Origin of the sequence: Ktedonobacter racemifer DSM 44963, assembly GCF_000178855.1 — a bacterium.
Taxonomy (GTDB): domain Bacteria; phylum Chloroflexota; class Ktedonobacteria; order Ktedonobacterales; family Ktedonobacteraceae; genus Ktedonobacter; species Ktedonobacter racemifer.
The window spans coordinates 862,910-883,373 of sequence record NZ_ADVG01000005.1; the positions used below are offsets into that span (position 1 = coordinate 862,910).

Annotated in this window: 17 protein-coding genes; 10 read left to right on the plus strand and 7 right to left on the minus strand. The window is 54.8% G+C overall.

Annotated elements, in window-relative coordinates; genetic code table 11:
• Positions 1–27 precede the first annotated feature (27 nt).
• Both KRAC_RS57750 and hisI read right to left on the minus strand, forming a co-directional pair.
• Complete coding sequence (locus KRAC_RS57750) at positions 28–765, minus strand: HAD family hydrolase (RefSeq protein WP_007922938.1); 738 nt, start codon at positions 763–765, stop codon at positions 28–30.
• Between the two features lies 1 nt (position 766).
• A complete protein-coding gene (gene hisI / locus KRAC_RS68635) occupies positions 767–1,723 on the minus strand; it encodes a phosphoribosyl-AMP cyclohydrolase (protein WP_007922941.1) in 957 nt (318 codons plus the stop codon).
• A 350-nt stretch (positions 1,724–2,073) separates the two neighbouring features.
• On the opposite strand from hisI, the gene KRAC_RS64735 reads away from it, so the two are divergent.
• The 5 genes from KRAC_RS64735 (at position 2,074) to KRAC_RS57780 (ending at position 11,371) form a co-directional block, all read left to right on the plus strand.
• Entirely contained in the window at positions 2,074–4,317 is a 2,244-nt protein-coding gene (locus tag KRAC_RS64735) for a serine/threonine-protein kinase (protein WP_007922942.1), read from the plus strand.
• Positions 4,318–4,359: 42 nt separating this feature from the next.
• On the plus strand, positions 4,360–6,144 hold the full coding sequence (locus KRAC_RS57765; RefSeq protein WP_007922943.1) for a glycoside hydrolase family 44 protein: 1,785 nt from the start codon (positions 4,360–4,362) through the stop codon (positions 6,142–6,144).
• 97 nt (positions 6,145–6,241) lie between these two features.
• Positions 6,242–7,525: a glycosyltransferase gene (locus KRAC_RS57770; RefSeq protein WP_007922945.1), complete on the plus strand. Its 1,284-nt coding sequence runs from the start codon at positions 6,242–6,244 to the stop codon at positions 7,523–7,525.
• A 59-nt stretch (positions 7,526–7,584) separates the two neighbouring features.
• A complete protein-coding gene (locus KRAC_RS57775; RefSeq protein ID WP_007922947.1) occupies positions 7,585–9,477 on the plus strand; it encodes a phospholipid carrier-dependent glycosyltransferase in 1,893 nt (630 codons plus the stop codon).
• Positions 9,478–9,526: 49 nt separating this feature from the next.
• A complete protein-coding gene (locus tag KRAC_RS57780) occupies positions 9,527–11,371 on the plus strand; it encodes a cellulase family glycosylhydrolase (protein ID WP_007922951.1) in 1,845 nt (614 codons plus the stop codon).
• 68 nt (positions 11,372–11,439) lie between these two features.
• Here KRAC_RS57780 and KRAC_RS57785 read toward each other — a convergent pair whose 3' ends face one another.
• Together KRAC_RS57785 and KRAC_RS57790 are read right to left on the minus strand one after the other, a co-directional pair.
• Entirely contained in the window at positions 11,440–12,384 is a 945-nt protein-coding gene (locus KRAC_RS57785) for a class I SAM-dependent methyltransferase (protein ID WP_007922954.1), read from the minus strand.
• Positions 12,385–12,693: 309 nt separating this feature from the next.
• A complete protein-coding gene (locus KRAC_RS57790; protein WP_007922956.1) occupies positions 12,694–13,065 on the minus strand; it encodes a DoxX family membrane protein in 372 nt (123 codons plus the stop codon).
• Between the two features lie 191 nt (positions 13,066–13,256).
• On the opposite strand from KRAC_RS57790, the gene cofE reads away from it, so the two are divergent.
• Genes cofE through KRAC_RS57815 form a run of 5 tightly spaced genes read left to right on the plus strand, consistent with a single transcriptional unit; the run spans position 13,257 to position 16,762 of the window.
• The gene (cofE, locus tag KRAC_RS57795) at positions 13,257–14,024 is read left to right on the plus strand and encodes a coenzyme F420-0:L-glutamate ligase (RefSeq protein ID WP_007922959.1); all 768 of its coding nucleotides are present in this window, start codon (positions 13,257–13,259) and stop codon (positions 14,022–14,024) included.
• Between the two features lie 21 nt (positions 14,025–14,045).
• Complete coding sequence (locus tag KRAC_RS57800; protein WP_007922961.1) at positions 14,046–14,699, plus strand: nitroreductase family protein; 654 nt, start codon at positions 14,046–14,048, stop codon at positions 14,697–14,699.
• 17 nt (positions 14,700–14,716) lie between these two features.
• Positions 14,717–15,649: a 2-phospho-L-lactate transferase gene (gene cofD, locus KRAC_RS57805; RefSeq protein ID WP_007922963.1), complete on the plus strand. Its 933-nt coding sequence runs from the start codon at positions 14,717–14,719 to the stop codon at positions 15,647–15,649.
• Positions 15,650–15,685: 36 nt separating this feature from the next.
• Positions 15,686–16,300: a 2-phospho-L-lactate guanylyltransferase gene (cofC, locus tag KRAC_RS64740; RefSeq protein ID WP_007922965.1), complete on the plus strand. Its 615-nt coding sequence runs from the start codon at positions 15,686–15,688 to the stop codon at positions 16,298–16,300.
• A 54-nt stretch (positions 16,301–16,354) separates the two neighbouring features.
• A complete protein-coding gene (locus tag KRAC_RS57815; protein ID WP_007922967.1) occupies positions 16,355–16,762 on the plus strand; it encodes a PPOX class F420-dependent oxidoreductase in 408 nt (135 codons plus the stop codon).
• Between the two features lie 70 nt (positions 16,763–16,832).
• On the opposite strand, the gene KRAC_RS57820 is transcribed toward KRAC_RS57815, so the two are convergent.
• The 3 genes from KRAC_RS57820 to KRAC_RS57830 are packed head-to-tail and all read right to left on the minus strand — an operon-like array spanning position 16,833 to position 20,169.
• Positions 16,833–17,093 (minus strand): ubiquitin carboxyl-terminal hydrolase 14, encoded by a 261-nt coding sequence (locus tag KRAC_RS57820; RefSeq protein ID WP_007922969.1) that lies wholly within the window; start codon positions 17,091–17,093, stop codon positions 16,833–16,835.
• A gap of 17 nt (positions 17,094–17,110) precedes the next feature.
• On the minus strand, positions 17,111–18,499 hold the full coding sequence (locus KRAC_RS57825) for a sensor histidine kinase (protein ID WP_040448822.1): 1,389 nt from the start codon (positions 18,497–18,499) through the stop codon (positions 17,111–17,113).
• A gap of 5 nt (positions 18,500–18,504) precedes the next feature.
• Complete coding sequence (locus tag KRAC_RS57830; protein WP_040448580.1) at positions 18,505–20,169, minus strand: FAD-dependent oxidoreductase; 1,665 nt, start codon at positions 20,167–20,169, stop codon at positions 18,505–18,507.
• Positions 20,170–20,464 lie beyond the last annotated feature (295 nt).

The following is a 20,464-nucleotide window of genomic DNA, read 5'->3' on the forward strand; positions in this document are numbered from 1 at the left end:
TCCTCTCCACCTCGCTTTGTCCAGCAATCAAAGCTCTTCCACCCTGACACCGTCCAGGTATGCCAGTAGGCCCTTAATACTCTCGATGCGTGCACCACGCCAGGTGCGCGCCTCGTGGCAGCGCGGATTATGCTCTTCAGAGTAGGGCACGCGAATAAGCACCGCCTCCATGCCAATGGCCTGGGCGCCAGCCAGCTCGTTGCTCTCGCCATTCGCGATAAAGAGGCCCCGTTCAGGGGCGATCCCCAAGCGCTCGTATGCCAGGTGGTAGATACGTGGATCTGGCTTCTTTAACTTTACCGAGCAGGAGAAAATGGGTACATCAATCAATGCTGCCAGAGGGGTTGTTCTCCAGATCAAGGGCACTTCGCTGCTACAATCGCTAATGAGTCCAAGCTTATATCCCGCTGCGCGCAGCGTCTCCAGCGTCTCCAGTGCATCATGTCGGGGCTTCAATGATTGTCGCGTCAGTTCCAGGCGCCGTCGTACCGCATGCTGAATTTGCTCTGGCTTCGGCGTAATTCCAAGCTCTGTACAAATATAGAGAATATTCGCTTCCACGTCGGGGAGATGGCCCGCGGCACGCAGAGGCCAGGTATCATGCATCCACATCTGGAGGAAGATGTCGCGTGGCGCGCCGACGAAACTCGCCATTTCCTCCAGCGTTTGGGTAAAAGGTTCTGTGAGTAGATCATCGACCAGTGTGCCAAAGAGGTCGAAGATAATGGCATCGTATGGTAGATTCGTCCTTGCTTGCTCTACCATGCTACTGCACCAGCCCTTTTCTGCGCATCTGTCCCAGGTCGAACTCCGCTGGAGCCAGGGGATCTACGCCCGCGGCCGCGCAGGCCCAGCCAATCAACATAAAACCGATGGTCAGTCCCCTGGAAATGATCTCTGGCTGACCTGAGGCTACCATACGCGCACACTCTTCGCGCAATTCTATAACCCGGCTGTCGTTATAACGTCCGTGATAGCCCTCTAGTAGGGCCTGGTGTGGCTCAAAGTCTGGATAGGGGATGCTACAGCCTGCCGCCAGCAGGAAGAGCCAGTACCCAACCTGGCTGCCCTCCAGGACGGTGTCCGACTGGCGTCCACTATGCACATGCTCCCCGCTCTGTACCTCCGCCAGTTCCTCCAACTCATCCCCCAACCGCGAGGCAAGATAGCTCTGGCTGCGCTCCTGTAAGAGCCGCGAGGTGTTAGATTCCTCGCTCAGGTCGTGGTCGCGCAGGTAGATGTACACTCCATATAACTGACGTAATGCGTCCTGCAGTTTCTGCTCTGTCTCCATGGAAATATACTCCTTGTCTTTTGCCTGTTCTTGCTTGACGCCTACTGCATGCGTATAGACCTGTTGGGGATCAAAAATTCGCTCGGCGATGGTCACATAGCTATTATCATCTTCAAGACGTCGGTAGTAACAACTCCGATATCCCTCGTGGCACGCGGCCTCTCCCTGTTGGATCACCCGTATCACAATGCTGTTCTCTTCACAATTGACGAATATGCCTCGCACCTGTTGCGTATGCCCCGATTGCTCACCTTTGCGCCAGATGGTATTACGCGAGCGACTATAGAAGTGTGTGTAGCCACTCTCTCGTGTCCGCTCCAATGCTTTGTCGTTCATAAACGCAACCATCAGGACCTCATTGGTGGCATCGTCCTGAATGACCACGGGAATCAACCCTTGCCGATCAAATTTCAATGGTAGTTCGCTCATTACAGCCTCTCCTCCCGATTACCTTGCTATCTATGCCAGTAGTAATGCCATCCGCTTTATATAGTAGCACAGACAGTGCTCCTCTTTACCAAACAGACAAGCATGACTGACAATCGATACATTTGTTATTGTTAATATAGCTTCATTTAGTGAAATAGCCCACTAGTATTTAGTGAGCATGAATATTGCCACATGCTAAAAAATCTATTATTATTCGTTTAAATGATAAATTGCCCGAATAGAGATTGGCAGTGTAACACAAGCTAAATTTTTCTAACACTTATCAATCGTCAAAGCGTGATAATCCTTATATCAAAAAACAATAGAGTAAATAGATGTGGGAGTTTTGCATGGTGGAAAGAAAAGAGCAAACAGAAAATCCAGGTTACCAGAAAGGGCAACAGATCGGGCAGTACCAGGTGGTTGGCCAGCTCGATCAGGGGCGCTTTGCTGGTACCTTTTTAGGACAGCATATTCATCATAAAAAGCAGTATGTGCTTGATATGCATACTCAGCCCCTGGCCGATGAACTGAAAGAAGCCTTTCTTCAGCAAGCCCGTCACCTGGAGAAGTTGACGCATCCGCATGTCCTCCAGGTACGTGATGCCGGGTTGGAGAACCGTATGCCCTTTCTGGTCGTCGAGTACGTGCCACATATCACCCTGCGCCAGGTCTACCCCAAAGAGAAAGTTCAGCCTCTCGCGAAGTTTCTTACGTACTTGAAACAGGTAGCCGAGGCCCTGCAATATGCCCATGAGAAGGGTTATCTGCATAGGCAGCTCCGGCCAGAGAATCTTCTTCTCAATCGTAATAACCAGGTACTGGTCTATGATTTTGCCCTCGATGCCCTGATCAAGAATCGTAAACGTGTCGGGCAACAGAATGCCCAGCAAGCGCTTGATGCTATTCCCTATACCGCGCCAGAGCAAATTCAGGGGAACCCCTGTGCGGCGAGTGATCAATACTCCCTGGCGGTGATTGTCTATGAATGGCTCGCTGGCAATCCGCCATTTCAGGGATCATATGTGGAGATCGCCAATCAGCATGTGCATACTCAACCGCCCGCGCTTCGCTTAAAAGTGCCGGGTATTGCCAGCCAGGCCGAGAAAGCCATTATGCGTGCCCTGGCAAAGGAGCCAGGGCGTCGTCATGTCTCACTCCAAGCCTTTGTGAATGCTTTGGAAGAGGCGTATACCCAGAACCAGGTCACAGCTAAGAAGATTTCTTCCTCAGAGGCTACACCCACTGAAGCCAGGCCGGTGCCTCAGCAGCAGATCGCAGAGACACCCACGCTAATGATTGTTGATTCGGTCTCGACGTCTTCTTCGCCACAAGCGCATACTAATGCTACCACTTCATCAGCGGTACCTTCCGTCGCCCAGCTCTCGCCTGCGCCGTCATTACCTGCTACGCCGCCACCGACGGCGAGCCAGACCCATAGCATATATGGAGCGCTCCCACTTACACCGACGGAGCTGGCTCCCATTGATCCTCCAGTAGAATATTCGCCAGCCAGGCGCGATGAGCCTGAGCCGCTTACACGGCGCGCACTTATGACGGGTCTGCTTGGCCTGGCTGTGGCAGGTGGGGCAATCGGCACCTGGTATCTCATTACGCGTAAGAGCGGAAATGCCTCCCATAGCGTAAACACGACGAACACGACATCTCGCGCGACACAACCTCAGATCACAAGTGATGGAACGTTGATCTATCGCGCCCATCCCGCTCGTGTGAACTCTATTGCCTGGTCGCCTGATGGGAAGCTGATCGCTTCGGCAAGCGATGACCAGCTTATCCAGGTCTTTGACGCAGGGACTGGAGTAGTCAAGCGGACATACATAGGACATACAGGAGCCGTAACTAATGTTGCCTGGTCGCCTGATGGGACGCGCCTGGCCTCTGCAAGTGAAGATCACACTCTTCAGGTGTGGGATGCTGCCAATGGAGAGAAACTCACTACCTATCAAGGTCACTCTGGGATCGTGAATGCGCTCTCCTGGTCATCTGATGGCCAACTCATTGCCTCTGCGAGCGAGGATAAATCAGTTCAGGTCTGGAATAGTGCTAGTGGTGGCCTGTTCCTCAATTATCAACAGCATAGCGCAGGTGTGCTCTGTGTCGCGTGGGCGCCCGATGGGCATAGCATCGCTTCAGGCTCCTGGGATGATACGCTGCAAGATTGGGCGACCATCCCCAGCGATGCCTTTGCGATTGGGCAGACCATCTTCAAGTATGGAGGCCATACCGCTGAGATCTACACCGTTGCCTGGTCCCCTGACGGTCAGTTTATCGCCTCTGGGGGCGGCGACCGAACCGTACTGATTGGGCGAGGGGTCGATGGTGTCACGAAGGTCAAATACCTTGGGCATAATGATGCCGTGCATGGAATCTCCTGGTCCCCTGATGGCAAACTGATCGCGTCTTGTAGTGAAGATGGGACCGTTCAGGTTTGGGATGCTTCCAGTAGGCAAGTGCTCTACACCTATCACGGTCACTCGCGTAGTGTCTACGCCGTTGCCTGGTCGCCCGATGGGAGGCGTATCGCCTCCTCTAGCGCAGATAATACCGTTCAGGTCTGGAGACCGAAGCGCTAGCGAGCTTTGAACGTGTTTGAGAGCTTATTCAAGAGGTATTCCATGTCTTCTCACGAGAATGCATTCAACTATCGCCTCTCTTTGCTTGAGGGCGTGTCATATATACATAGTCAAAGACATATTCAAAGGCATATTCCAGGGTATGTTCCTGGACACGTGATGTCTACTAACAATGAGCAGACGACGGGGGAGTCCGCGCGCTTATCTGGGCCAGAGACGCCGTTACCTGCTGCACTCTCTTCCTCGCAGGGGAAGAGTTTCTCGCCCAGCCCAGGGAATCAGCCTCCTCAGGCTCCTAGGGGCAACTCACATCGGGTGGAGAAACAAAGATATCTGCTTCCCCTCTTCCTGCTGGTAGTGTTGATCTTAGGGTTGATACAAGTGGCTTCGGCGATTACGCGTGCCAATATGCACTTGCTTGTGCGTATTGGCGATGTGCAAGAGTCCGACCTGGACCTGAATCAAAGTCTGCCAATTAGTCCATATCTCCTTGGCAGCAATGTCTTTCCTAAAGCGGGTAGCGACTCGCAAGACCAGCAGGGGAGCGGCTTTATGCGTTACGATGCTGGTCTTGTGGCGGGATTACGCTCTGCCAGGATACGGCTCTTACGCTTTCCAGGAGGAGAGTGGGGGGAGGAACATACACTCTCTTCCTCTCAACTCGATGATTTTAGCCATCTCCTCCAGGTAACTGGTGCCGATGGTCTGATGCAGACCCAACTTTCTAATCCTTCTCAGCAGGACACGCTTGCCACACGCGCCAGTAGAGCTGGCTTGCTTGTTGACTATATGAATAACCGAAAAAGTATTCAACGTGCCAGTGCTGCCACCCCTTACCACCCTGTCAAATACTGGGCGGTGGGCAATGAGCCGGATCTCCTGAAGAATCCGGATACAGGTACAACCTTTACGGCTACCGAGTACGCTGAGGCCTTTATTCAGTATTCTATCGCGATGCACCAGAACGATCCCACAATCAAGGTCTTCGGTCCTGAGATCAGTCAGTTCTATGGTGCCGGACAAGGCCCCTATGACAGCGCGCATAACCTCTGGATGGAGACCTTCCTTCAGATCGTTAGTCGCTATGAGCAGTCTCATCCTAACGCGAAATTTCACCTGCTCGATGGCGTCTCGTTTCACCGTTATCCACTTGATAACGCTAGCCAGGCCACCAATCTGCTCTTAAACAGCACCGGTGAGTGGAATGATCTCATCTCTTCCCTGCGCCAGAACATACGCCAGGACTTTGGACATGATCTCCCCGTCGCCGTGACGGAGGTAAATACCAACCCGAAGGGCGATGTCCCTCCACCCGACTATGCCGCCCTCTGGTGGGCCGATACACTGGGGAAGCTCATGAATCAGCAGGTTGAATATACAACCTTCTTCTCTACCCAGGGCGTTGATGCCCCCTATCCTCTCTTTACCGCTAGAGATGGACGGCAGACCGTTATGCTGCGTATCATGCAGCTTTTCGCGCACTTGCAAGCAGACTATATCGCCACCTCCAGCGAGAACGACAGTGTGAGCCTTTATGCGACTCAGGATGACGCCCACAATACGGTAAGCATGCTCTTGATTAACAAGGAAATGAATACAGAAATTGTCCATGTGCGACCCGATAGCGGCCTCCTCCCACTCAGTGCCTGGCATGCCCAGGATGTGACGCTGAAGGGACATAGCCTGGTGCTCCTCACCCTGCATCGCAATGGTACGAACGAGGCCTATACATTCTCGCCCGCGCAGGCAACACTCAGCGATCCCACGCCGGGCATCCGCTACACCATTTGTGGGCAGCAATCTGAGGCACTCGCCATCACCTGCTAAATACGGAATGCTCGAATATGATACATTCGGTCGTTCCCCCAACATAATGTGGCGGATACACCAAACATACATGCGGAGAAATAGAAGGTAGTATATTATGCTCTGGACCATCTTTATCACATGCCTGGAGGCGCTTTATATGCTTATTATCGCGCTGATGACGCTTCAGGCCATCTTTAATATTCGCCTGCGCCTCTTCATCTGGGAGGAGCCAGAGCAGGCCCTGCTCAATAGCGCACCCACGGTCTATCGCCAGCCCCAGATCTCCTTTACCATTCTCCTGCCGGCGCGCCACGAGGAGGAGGTCTATCGTGATACTATTCAAAAGGTTTATGATCTCAATTATCCCCGCAAACTGGTGCAGATCATGGCCATCTGCCGCGAGGACGATACCGGGACCATCGCTGAGGCCCGCGCCAAAATTAATGAGCTGCGCGATCCCAATGTCCAGTTGGTCATCTTTAACGACAAGCCCATCAATAAGCCGCACGGCCTGAACCTGGCCTTGCAGGTCTCCAAAGGCGATATCGTGACCATCTTTGATGCCGAGGACGAGCCTCATCCCGATATCCTCCAGGTCATTAATACGACCTACTTAAATGAGCAGGTTGACGTGGTACAGAGCGGCGTACAACTCATGAATCACAATACCAAGTGGTTCTGTTTCCTGAATGTCCTGGAGTACTTCTTCTGGTTTAAGTCCTCGCTGCACTTCTTTGCTAGCGTTGGCATGACCCCTCTGGGAGGCAATACGGTCTTCGTGCGCCGCGATCTCATGCAACGTCTCGGCGGCTGGGACGAAAACTGTCTGACCGAGGATGCGGACCTGGGCATCCGCCTCTGCCTCTCGGGGGCACGCGTGCGCATCATCTACGATGATGAGTTTGTCACAAAAGAGGAAACACCTCACACAATTGAGCAATTTATCAAGCAGCGCACCCGCTGGAACCAGGGCTTTATCCAGATTCTCTTCCGTGGACGCTGGCTCAAACTCCCAAACCTCTCACAGCGCCTGCTCGCGCTCTATGTGCTAATCCTACCCGAAGTCCAGGCCTTCTTTACGCTGATGATTCCCGTCTCTATTGTGATGTTTTTCTTCGTTAAGCTACCGGTATGGATGGCCATGTTTACCTTCATGCCCTTCTACTGCTTCATCCTGGCCATGTTTATCGACCTGGCTGGCCTGCATGAGTTTGTGAAGGTTCATAATCGCCAGTGGAGTTGGCGCGAGGCTGGCATGCTCCTGATAGCCTTTATGCCTTACCAGATCTTACTGGGTATTGGCGCTATCCGCGCCGTCTATCGCTTTCTCAAAGGCGCCTCCAACTGGGAGAAAACCACTCACATCGGACAACATCGTGGCAACGTCGCCAAAGGCTGAGAGACAACGCCATTCTTCCTATCCTAAATTCAACAAATCCAATAGAAGAGAGATAGAGTATGCAAGGACCTGAGCAACAACAGAGGTCAGCTCCTAAGAAGAGCGAGCAGACGCCTGCACCAGCACTACCGACAACCCCATCTGTTCCGGCGCGTCCAGCCGAGACACCAAGGCCAGGGGCAGAGGAGAAGCTCGATCCAGGGAACGTGACCCTGTACCGCAATAACCGCTTTTTTGTGCATGCGGTCGTTCCTGATAGCTATCGCCGCAATGTCCAGCAGGCCGGCGGCAATACCTCGCTGCTGGAGCAGATACGCTGGATATCCGCCGAGCAGCTACGTGTCTCCAAGATCAAGACACGCCTGCTACCGCGTATTGAGCTGTTCAATCCAGCACAAAAAAACGCCGTCTCCATACCGCTCTTGCTTGAGGGGGTGGTCGTCCTGGTTTTGCTAAGCCTGGGACTGGGCGTCCATGCCTTCAATATATTCAACTATCCGCAGTATGGGCCGGATGAAGGCGCCTACATGGCGAACGCCTGGGCCATCATGCATGGTCACTTACAACCCTATCCCTACACCTACGACCACCCACCTCTGGGCTGGATACAACTGGCAGTCTGGACGCTGCTCACTGGCGGCTTCTTTAGCTTCGAGACCGCGATCAATAGCGGACGTGTGCTGATGCTCTTGCTCGCCATCGCCAGTGGTCTACTTGTCTATCTCATCACATGCCGCCTCAGTGGCAGCCGCAGCGCCGGGTTGCTGGCGATGACCATCTATATCCTCTCTCCGCTTAGCGTGACCTATCAGCGTGAGATCCTTCTCGATAATATTGGAACCTTCTGGCTGCTCCTTTCTGTCTTCTTTGTGGTGCGTGGCAATAGCCGCCTACGCAACATCATCTTTTCGGCCCTTGCGCTGGGTATTGCCATCCTAAGCAAAGAGGTCTTTCTGATCTTTATACCTGTGATGCTCTACGGGGTCTGGCTCTTTGCCACACGCTTCCAGCGCAAGTTTGCCCTGGTGGCCTTTTGCTACATTGTGCTCTCGCTCAGTTCTGCTTATGCCCTGCTGGCAATCCTGAAGGGGGAATTGTTGCCAACGGGCCTGCTCCCCGGTGACACCCATGCACACCCCAGTTTGCTTGGTACGCTGCTCCAACAGGTACAATATGTTCCCAATATGGGAGACTTTGCGACGAGCTGGAATACCTGGATTCGCCTGGACCAGCCTCTATTTATCGCCGGAGGCATCGCCCTGGTGATCAATATCGCAGGCGGCTGGTGGAACCGCCTGCAATGGCTCATGGCTCTTTTTTTCATCAGTTACTGGGTACTCCTGTTGAGCATTCAGAACATCTTCCCTTATTCGATACTCCCGCTCCTGCCGCTCCTGGGGATGAATATCGCGCTGGCGCTGGATATACCGCTCAAAGCGCTCAGTAAACGCACTGGCTTCGATTTGGCACGGGCCTTGCTCCTCTTTCTACTCCTTGGCGCACTCATTCCCTTAAATATTCAGCGCGCAAACTCTCAATTCAGCCAGAATACCGCGGAGCCGCAACGCCAGGCGCTGCTCTGGATCAATCGCAATGCCCCCACCAGTTCCGTTATTATCATCAATAGTTACCTGTATACCGATCTCCATGAGACCGGAGGGATGGGTGTTGGCCGAGGCTTACCCTACACCCAGGCACAGATCTACTGGAACGCAGCCTTTGATCCCGAGGTCCATAATACCCTGCTGCATGACTGCTGGAATCGCATCGACTACCTCGTGGTCGATACCCAGATGCAGAGTGATATCCAGACGCGTGGTGGGCCAATGCTGCTCCTGGACCGCGCCCTCCATCGCTCGGTGCTACGTGCGCAGTTTGATACAGCCAGTGGCAATGCGCAATCGCGTATCCAGATTTACCAGGTCCTTCACGACGCCACTAGCTGTAACTAAGCGTATTCATCAATCACATAGAGAAATCATAGAAAGGGAGTGAGCCACAATGACGCACAATGCAGGCGACGCAGAGCCATTCGATCACGCGAGTCCCACCGAGCCATTTCTTCCTCATCAGCCAACCGCGCCACCCAGGCAGGCCCGTAGTGTCTCCCGGATCGTGCTTGTCGGTCTGGCTATTCTGCTTGTTGGCTCGCTCCTGCTGTTAAGCCTCTGCCTGCTTAAGAACACGCTTTTCCCTTCCACCACGGCTAGCGCGGTCGGGGCCGGGTCCTGGCATACCGATGGCAGTCAGATTTACGATGACCAGAACCAGCCCGTGCGCATCGCGGGCGTCAACTGGTCCGGATTTGAGACTGAGACGCTGGTCGTGCATGGACTCGCCACGCGCAACTACAAAGAGATGCTCGATCAGATCAAGGACCAGCACTATAACACCCTTCGTCTTCCCTATACTAACCATCTCTTTGATGCTAACAACACTCCTATTGGTATTGACTATACGAAGAATCAAGAACTAAGTGGGTTACGAGGGTTGCAACTACTAGATAAGATTGTGGAGTATGCTAGTCAGATTGGCCTGCACATCATTCTGGACCGGCACCGCCCCGGCGCCACACAACAGGAGCCACTATGGTATACCGCGCAGTATCCCGAGTCGCGCTGGATCGCGGATTGGCAGATGCTGGCACAACACTATAAAAATAATTCCATGGTCATCGGGGCCGATCTGCATAATGAGCCAAGAGCACCTGCCTGCTGGGGCTGCGGCGATCCAAAACTTGACTGGCAACAGGCTGCGCAGCGCGCTGGCAACGCCATTCTCTCTGTTAATCCCAACTGGCTCATCTTTATCGAGGGTGTGGAGTGTTACCCCGATCCTAATGCCGATAAACAGGTGCCGGGAAACTGCTCCTGGTGGGGCAGCAATCTCAAAGGGGTCGCGACCCATCCTGTTCAGCTACAGGTCGCGCACCGCCTGGTCTACTCCGTCCATGACTATCCCGTGAGCGTCTATCCTCAGCTCTGGTTTAAAGATCCCAATTTTCCCCAGAACCTCTCCGCAATCTGGGATAGCTACTGGGGCTATATCCAAAAGCAGGGGATCGCGCCCGTCTGGGTTGGCGAGTTTGGGACCCGCCTGCAAAACGCGCAAGATAAACAATGGCTGACGAGCCTGGTCTCTTACCTGGGACGCGGGGTCAATGGCATTAACTGGACCTTTTGGAGCTGGAACCCCGATTCTGTGGATACTGGTGGACTCCTACAAGACGATTGGACCCATATCAACCAGGAGAAGCAAAATTACTTGCAGCCTATTCTCTATCCATTTGACCAGGCCAGTCCAGCACAGGCCTCACCTGTTCCCACACCGCACCCCAAAACGCAGCCAACAGCTACACACCCGACGCCCTCTCCCGTCAGTGGACAGCATATCGAGCTTTATTACCAAAGCGGCAATGGTAGCGGCCCTATCGTAAATCAGATCCAGCCTCAGCTAAAACTCGTCAATACAGGCACAACCCCGCTTGACCTCTCGACGGTGACGATTCGTTACTGGTATACGCCCGACTCCGCCCAGGCACAGCAGACCTGGTGCGACTACGTCACCCTTGGCTGTGAACACATTAATCAGCGCATTGCCACGCTTACCCCGCCTCGCACCAGCGCCAACAGTTACCTGGAACTCAGCTTCACACCTGGCGCCGGGAGTCTGCCACCTGGAGGCGACACAGGCGGGATTAAAATTCGCTTCAACAAGACCGATTGGAGTAACTACAATGAGAACAACGATTACTCCTTCAACGCCCATAGCACGAGCTATCAGCTCGCTCCCTATGTCACCGTCTATATCCACGGGCACATCGTCTGGGGCAGCGAACCAGCCTAACATTCCCCGCTAAGTAGCCGCGTACGCCAGTAGCGGGTCCGTCGCCCGCTACTGGCGTACGCGGCTACTTACTTTTGCCCATAGACAACATATACTTCGTATTCGGTCTGCTGACTGTTCCACTCTGTTTCCAGGGAAGCGATGACCGCGTCAAAGGTCTCTTTGGAAATGTTTAAATACTGCTGGCAGAGGGGTTGCAGACTGGGCCAGCCGGAGAGCATATCACGTGCCAGGAGTTCGCCCATGCGTCCGCCCCAGGAACCGACAGGCAGTTTCAGCGTCTTCTTCTGCACGTGATGTAATCCCGCCTGCTGGAGCAAGACGTCCAGACGCCCCATTACTTCAAGGTCAATCCCCCGCATCTGGCTCAATTGCCTGAACCAGGCCATAAACTGTCGCGTTGCCGCCCCCTCACGCACAAATCCACCACCCATCTCCACTAGCTCAACCCAGCCTCCACGCCGGGTCACACGTGCCAGTTCTTGCACAACCCACGGCCACTTTGCAGCGGGAATAGCCGCTACTAATAAGCGCTGATGCACATAGGCCATGCTCTCGCCAGGGAATGGCAACTTCTCCAGCACGTTTCCCTGCGTAAATTGATAGTTGAGCGGGCGCGAGGAGGCCTTACTACTGGCCTCCTCCAGGTCGAGTCCAATCACCTGCACATGTGGATAGCTCGTGGCGATCTCGCTCGCCCAGCGACCGGTACCGCAGCCCACATCCAGGACATAGCCTTGCTGGGACTCTAGCTGAAAGGGCGCGGAGATATTTCCCTGAAGTACCTGGCGTAAGATATAGTGCTGGTAATCCAGGCGCTGAATCTCCTGGTCGTCCTTCGGCAACAAATAGGGGACATCCGTGCGCCGCCTGCGGCCCGCCTCGTCCACATAGGCAATGGTCCACTCTTCCGCTCGCGTGTGATCGATCACATTACTAGCAAGAAGATCGCTTCGCGCATTTCTATAATTGGACGCACGAAATAAGCGCGTAAAGAGATCAAAGAAAGACACTCGATGCCTCCATGCAAAATTTCTTTATATCTGCTGCTTGGTATCATGTCTTTAATGATATCTGAAAGCAGGTTGCTTTGGCTAGAGTATGTAGGCTTTTCCGTACATCTCAGACTCGCTGCGCGAACCTTCGAGGTAAGGGGTATCTTGTAGGGTCCATGCTGGCATGGACTCCGAGCGAAGCGACGTGATCCGGAAGCAGGATATCGGCTGGGGGCCGAAGAGTCCAAGCAATCTTGGACCCTACAAGGTCTTGCATTCCCGAACTTGGTGAACAAATCAATAAGCAGGTGCGAAGGCGCTCCTGGCCTATACCTCCTCGTGAGAATTGTCGGATAGAACAAGAAGTAGGCCACCCACCGCCGCGAGGTTCTTCAAGAATTGGACCTGCTGACTGGCTTTCCCGGCTGGCGTCTCCTCTTTCCAGAATGGATGGCCCACGATGGTAGTGGGAATCAAGGCCCCCAACAACGCGGTCGCCGCGAGCTTGGGCGCGAGGCCTGCCGCGAGGGCGGCACCTCCCACGACCATCACCGCGCCATTCAAAATGGTTGCCTGTCGTGGCTGGGGTATGCCCGCCGCGGCGACCTTCTCTGCCCGGCCATCGGGCTGCATAAAGGTATTGGCGCCTCCTGAGATAAAAATCGATGCCAGAAGCATACGACCCAGGGTTTTCAGCATTGCGTATATCTCCCTTTTGCGATAGAGTATCAAGGAAGATGACAGGCGTTCTACCATTCATCTTCTCTCTTTTATTCTCGTAGCAACGGCTACTTCCGTTTCACCAGGGGGCCTGCTGGCCCATCCGGCCCAACACTTTATTCTTTACAGTATAAGCGAATAGACGATATAATACCGTACGAGGGAAAACTATGCATACACAAATACAAATTTTACCTGTTACAGGTATTGGTGATATCCGCCCAGGAGATGACCTGGGCAGTCTCATTTATGACGCCCTGAAGCAGCAGCAACTGACCCTGCAGCAGGGCGATGTGCTCATTATTACTCAGAAGATCGTTTCTAAGGCCGAGGGTCGCCTTGTTCATCTCGACGATATCGAGCCTTCTCCCTTCGCGCTCCAATACGCACAGCGCTACCAGAAGGACGCCCAGCATGTTGAGGTCGTTCTGCGCGAAAGCAAGCGCATCGTGCGTATGGATCATGGAGTAATGATCTGTGAGAGCCATCATGGCTTTATCTGCGCCAACGCTGGCGTCGACGAGTCCAATATTGGTGGCGAGCGCGTTCTCGCTCTGCTCCCAGAGGATTCCGACCGCTCCGCGCATCAGGTTCGCCAGCGCATGCAAGAGCTGACCGGTGAGGGCGAGCATCTCGACTTCGCGGTAATTATTTCTGATACCTGGGGACGCCCCTGGCGCAATGGACAGGTCAATATGGCCATTGGTGTCGCGGGCATGGAGCCTGTCACCGATTATCGTGGACAGAATGATCCCTATGGCTATGAGTTGCGCGCCAGCATGATCGGCGTCGCCGACGAGCTGGCGGCGGCGGCTGAATTAGTCATGGGTAAAGTCGACCGTATTCCCGTTGCGCTTATTCGCGGGTATACTTATAAAACGGGGCAGGGGAGTGGTCGCGACCTCATTCGTGAGAGCGCCACGGATATGTTCCGCTAAGAAGACATATAAGGGAATATTGTGACCACACCAACCTCACATTCGCGTGCCTCCAGCGGCCTCCAGCGGAGCGACGACCTGTCCGGACTGCTGCGTGGGCGCCGTAGCGTCCGGCAATATCAGGAGCGCGGGGTACCTCGCGAGGCATTGCTCCAGATGCTGGAGGCGGCACGCTGGGCGCCCTCACCGCACGGACGGCAGCCCTGGCGCTTCGCCGTACTCACCCAGCCCGAGCCGAAGACCCGGCTCGCCGCTGCGATGGGAGAGGACTGGCAGCGCAACCTGGAGATGGATGGGCAACCCACCAAGATTGTACAACTGCGCCTGGAGAAATCTCGCCAGCGCATTCTCAAGGCGCCCGCCATTATCATCCCCTGTCTCTACCTGGAAGACCTGGATACCTACCCGGACCAGCAGCGCCAGGCCAACGAGAGCACTATGGCGGTCCAGAGCATCGGCGCGGCCATTCAGAATATGCTGCTTATGGCCTACGACCTGGGCCTGGATACGGGCTGGATGTGCGCGCCACTCTTCTGCCCCGATATCGCCCGCGTCGCGCTGGGGCTCAGCGTTTCGCTGATCCCACAGGCGCTCATTACCGTTGGCTATGCGGCGGCTGATCCCAAGCGCCGTGAGCGTCTTCCTTTGGAAGAACTGATTGTCCATTTTGAGTAAGGGTGGAAAAGTAGCTTATGATCGTGGTACTCGCGGGCGGTGTTGGCGCCGCCCGCTTCTTACAGGGTGTGACGCAGGTCGTCCCACAAGAAGAGATTGTTGTGATCGCCAACACTGGTGATGATAGCCAGTTCTATGGCCTGCATGTCTCGCCTGATATTGATATCGTCATGTACACGCTGGCGGGCCTCGTCGATGAGAAACAGGGCTGGGGCGTGCGGAACGATACCTATCACACCATGCAACGCCTCAGTGCACTGGGCCATGAGAACTGGTTCCAGTTGGGCGACCAGGATCTGGCAACGCATATCCATCGCACCCAGCTTCTGCACCAGGGAGAGACGCTCAGTGCCATCACCGAGGGTCTGCGCCAGCATATGGGCATCGGCCCGCGCATCCTCCCCATGAGCGATGATTCCGTGGAGACACATATCCAGACGCCAGCAGGCCTCATCCACTTTGAGGAATATTTTGTGAAGCATCGCTTCAACGTCGAGGTCCAGGGCGTCGAGTTTGTCGGCTCAAAAACAGCCAGACCAGCCCCAGGTGTGATCGATGCCATTAAGCAGGCCGAGGCCATTTTGATCGCGCCCAGCAACCCCATTGTGAGCATCGGCACCATCCTGGCGGTTCCCGGCATTCATGATGCCCTGCACGAGGCCAGTGGCATGGTCGTCGCGGTCAGCCCACTTGTGGGCGGCGCTCCCATCAAGGGGCCAGCGGACAGGCTGATGCGCGCTCTGCATATGGAGGCCACAGCGGTTGGCGTCACGCGCTGCTATCGTGATTTCTTAGATGTGATGGTCATTGACCAGCAGGACGCGCACCTGGCCGAACAGGTCGAGGACCTGGGCATCCCCTGTGTGGTCACAGATACCATCATGCGCGATCAGCAGGCCAAGACCGCACTGGCACGCACCGTTCTTGAGGCCGCAGGCCTCCGTTATTAGCATCAATCACTCTAGAATGTAGAAAGTCAGGCACGCATGGGGCATCGAGCATTAATACCCGTCAAACAACTATCGGCCGTCAAAACACGTCTCTCAGAGCATTTGACGCCAGAACAGCGCTCAACACTCGTGCTCGATATGCTCCATCGCGTGATCGATGCCCTGCACGCCAGCGAGGTTCTGGAATGCATCTCGGTGGTGAGCGCCGATCCTGAGGTTCTGGAGCGCGCGCGCCGCTGGGGTGTGCATGGCCTGGTAGAAGAGCAGCCAGGGCACAACCAGGCTCTGACCGCGGCGGCCCATCACGCTATCCATCACGGTGCCACTACTCTGCTCACCCTCTCGGCAGACCTCCCGCTGCTGAAGGGGCAGGACGTGCGTGCGATGATCGACCTCTCGGCCTCACACCAGGTCGTACTCGCCCCCTCACGTGATGGCACCGGCACCAATGCCTTCCTGGCACGCCCGCCGCTTGCTGTCCCCTATGTCTTTGGCATCAACAGCCTGCAACACTACGTGGCCCAGGCCCGCGCTCTCAAACTCGACCATACCTTCTACCGCCAGTTAGGAACCGAGTTGGATATCGATACCATCGAAGATCTTCAACTCTTCAGGCACTATGATCAGTGCGCAACGCTGGTCAACAGGTAAGATATTTATTCAGCACAAACGCTATCTATCACACTTGCAAAGGAATATATTTTTATGAGCACCGCAATCCTCTCTGAAAAAGTACGCGCATTCTTAGAAGAGCGTCGTTTCGCTGTTCTGGGCACAATCAACGCCGATGGCACACCCCAACTCTCGGCCATGTGGTACCAACTGGAAGGTGACCATATTCTCATGAACACAATGGCGGGACGCGTCAAAGAGCGCAATTTGCGCCGCGATCCCCGCGTCTCCATCTGCTTCGAGGATGGAGGATATCTAACAATCACGGGCAAAGCCACCCTCATCGACGATCAGGAGACGGCACAGCGTGACATTCATCGCCTGGCCGTGCGCTACAATGACGATGAGAAAGCGGCCCAGAGTATGGAGGATATATTCGCCAAGGAGCAGCGCGTCAGCATCCATATCTCCATCGAGCGTGTGATCGAAAACCTCTGGTAAGGACAAAGGAAGACCTGCCTCGGCACTGGCAATCCTCATCACAGGTTTCCCTGTGATGAGGAAAGAAGCGTCAGAGAACGGCTTCATCGATGTAGCACCAGCGCCAGTCCTCGCCAGGCTCAATAGATTGGATGATGGGATGGCTGGTCGCGTGAAAGTGTTTGGTCGCGTGCTTATTTTTCGATGAATCACAGCAGCCAACATGACCACAAGTGAGACAGAGGCGCAGATGTACCCAGCTATCTCCAGTGGCCAGGCATTCTTCACACCCGCGTGTATGCGGGGTAACAGGTTGAATCGCGTCTTGATGGGTGCAGATTTGTGTACTCATTTCGTTCCTCCAGTGTACTATTTTTGTTTACTATTAAGAGGGAGAGAGACTCGAAATCGGGTCTCTCCTGGCCGGGACGTCAGGGTAAGATCTCCATGATGGTCGGTCACGATGATGCGATAGGCAATATCCAACCCCAGCCCGGTTCCTTTCCCGATCTCTTTCGTTGTAAAGAACGGCTCAAAAATCCGTGTCTGAATGTCCTGAGGGATACCTGGCCCATTATCGACGATTTCCACACAGACAAAGGCACCATCTTGCCAGGTGCTAATAGTAATCTGGCCATGCCCCTGGAGCGCGTCGATAGCATTATCTAGCAGGTTGGTCCAGACCTGATTCAGTTCGCTGCCATAGACAGTCAGGCGTGGAAGGTGGCGATCATACGCGCGTATGACGTTGATGTGTCCTCTAAGCTTATGGCCCAGAATGGTGAGGGTATTCTCCAGGCCATCATGAATATCGACCTCCTGCAATTGTGCGCGGTCCATGTAGGAGTATTCTTTGACGGCTTTGACGAGAGCGGAGATACGCGTAGTGCTCTGTTCCACCTGAGTGAGCAGGTCGTTGGCCGTAAGCGTGGCGGCCAGCCAGGTCAGCGCAGGCTGAAGCAGGTCGTGCGCGACCTCCTCCGCAAGCCGCTCAAAATGGGCCGTTTCCAATCCCGCCTCGACGAAGGTGGCGGCCAATTCCCATGCTTCAGAGAGGCGCTGATCCTCCAGCCAGGTCGTGAGGGTCTCTTCGCGCGTGCTCTGCGTCAACGTATCTAGTCTCACCTGGACGGTCTGTTGGGTGCTTGCCACCTGCTGAATATCAGCGAGCAACGCCCACTGCCTGGGGGTGAGCTGTTGGTGCAAGGTTTGATCTGCCGTCAGCATCTCCTGGAGCGTGGTACGCAATTGTCCTGCGGCCCTGTGACTGGCAGCGGCAGGATTGTTCAACTCATGCGCCAGGCCAGCGGAAAGCTTCCCCAGTCCTGAGAGCTTCTCGCTCTGCTGAACCCGCGTCTCTGTGTTATGAATGCGTTGGGCCATAGCTGCGAACAGCCTGCGCATAATGGAGGTACATTTACCGAGCATCTCATCAAAATCGGCCGCGGTGATGCATAGCAGGTGGGTGGTCCCCACCGCGTGCGCGCTCGCGATATAGGGGGTGCCGGTCAAAAGGGGGACCTCGCCGGTAAAGGCTCCAGACTGGTGACGAGCCAGCACCACTGCGCGACCTCCAATTAGTTTGGTGACCTGTAATCCCCCCGCAAGGACGACAAAAAAGTTATCGGCTGGATGACCTTCAGCGAAGAGCAGTTCGCCGTCTTGCAGAGTAACCTCGCTGCTATGCTCAATGACCCATTGCGTCAGGTCATCTGGGAGAGACGCAAACAAGGGAATGGTATGCAACGTTGCTGGCATGAGCATCAACGCACCTCGCTCAGGTAACGATGGATAAATTGGATCGCCACGGCCCCTTCGCCCACCCCTGACGCGACCCGTTTCACCGAACCATGCCGTACATCGCCCGCCGCGAAAATACCGGGTACATTCGTCTCCAGTAAGAACGGCGCGCGTTGTAGTTTCCACCCTGATGGGCGTTTGCCGTCACGGTCCAGGTCCGGCCCGGTCAAGAGAAATCCTTGCTCGTCACGCAGGACAAAATCGGCCAGCCACTCGGTTCGTGGCATCGCGCCAATAAAGATGAAGAGCGCGGAGGTGGGCAGCGTTTGCCTCTCGCCGGTTTGCGTGTTGGCGAGTGTGATGGTTTCCAAATTGCTCTCACCATGTACCTCGACCACTGAGGTACAGGTTTGCACAGTGATGTTTCCCGTCTGCTGAATCTGATCAATCAGGTATTGCGACATGGATTTGGCCAGTGAGTCGCCGCGCACCAGCATGGTCACGGTACGTGCATAGCGCGAAAAGTACATGGCAGCCTGTCCAGCAGAATTGGCACCGCCCACAACAAACACATCGGAATCGCGGCAGGACAGCGCTTCCGTCATCGCAGCACCATAATAGACGCCGGAACCGGTCAGGCGCTCTAATCCAGGGATATCAAGTTTTCGATATGAAACACCCGTCGCGATTAAGAGTGCGGAACAACTCAGTTCGGAGCCATCGGCCAGGGTAACGAAGCGATAGGGGCCATCCACGCGTACGCTTGTGACCTCCTGGGGCGTGAGCAATTCGACTCCAAAGCGCCTGGCCTGGGTGACGGCGCGCCTGGCAAGGTCCGCGCCGCTAAGGCCAGAGGGAAAACCCAGGTAGTTTTCAATGCGTGAACTGGTACCCGCCTGCCCACCAGGGGCCTCGCGTTCAATGAGCATAGTACGCAGACCCTCGGAGGCACCGTAGACCGCGCCCGCCAGCCCGGATGGGCCGGAGCCAACGATGATCAGGTCATAGAACGACAGATCCGCGTGAATCCTCAAGCCCAATGTTTCCGCGAGCTGAGCAGGTGTTGGTTGCGACAGAGAAGTCCCATCAGGCAGAAGCACCACGGGCAGATGCGAGGCATCCAGGTTAGCAAGCTCAAGCAAGCGGAGCGCCTCTGTATGGGTCTCCACATCGAGCCACTGATAGGGAATCAGGTTGCGAGTTAAAAAATCCTTGAGTTCGTGGGCCATCGCTGACCAGCGATGACCAATTAAACGCAGCCCTTCAAAGGGAGGGTTAAAATCGGCCAACCAATCGTCCAACAAATCCTGGAGCACCGGATAAAGTTGCTCTTCAGGCGGGTCCCACGGCTTGACCAGGTAGTAATCGATGCCTACACTGTTAATGGCTCGAATAGCCGCGTCTGTATCGGCATAGGCTGTTAAGAGCGCGCGCTTGGCCTGGGGAGACAGCTCTTTCGCCTGTTCGAGAAACTCGACACCATCCATTTCAGGCATACGCTGATCCGTCAAAAGGAGGGCCACTGGTTCGTGGCGTAAGGCTAATTGTGTGAGTATATCTAGCGCCTGCGCTCCTGATGAAGCTCGCAAAACGCGATACGTTCCCCCAAAGTGACGACGCACATCGCGTTCGATTGCGCGCAAGACATCCGGGTCATCATCAACCAGCAAAATAGCAGGTTTGGCCATCAGCGATCTGATTCCTTTCTCTTCCTTACGGACACAATGCTTGATTATAGCATGAAAATTATCGCTCGCTTGTCTCCCTCTCATTGGTCCGTTGTGCACATTATCGCCCTGTTTATTTCTGTCCCTCCCTCTGTGAGAGCGCTGTTTCCTCGGCCAGGTCAACGGCGAAAGCTCCCTCTTCTTGCTGTGTAAGAGAATCTTTCTCCAAAAGAATCCTTTCTGCTGCAAAGACAACTATCTGCTCCTGGAGAGAGTTTATCTGCTTCTGGCTCTGTTCGCGGTAGCCAAAAGGATA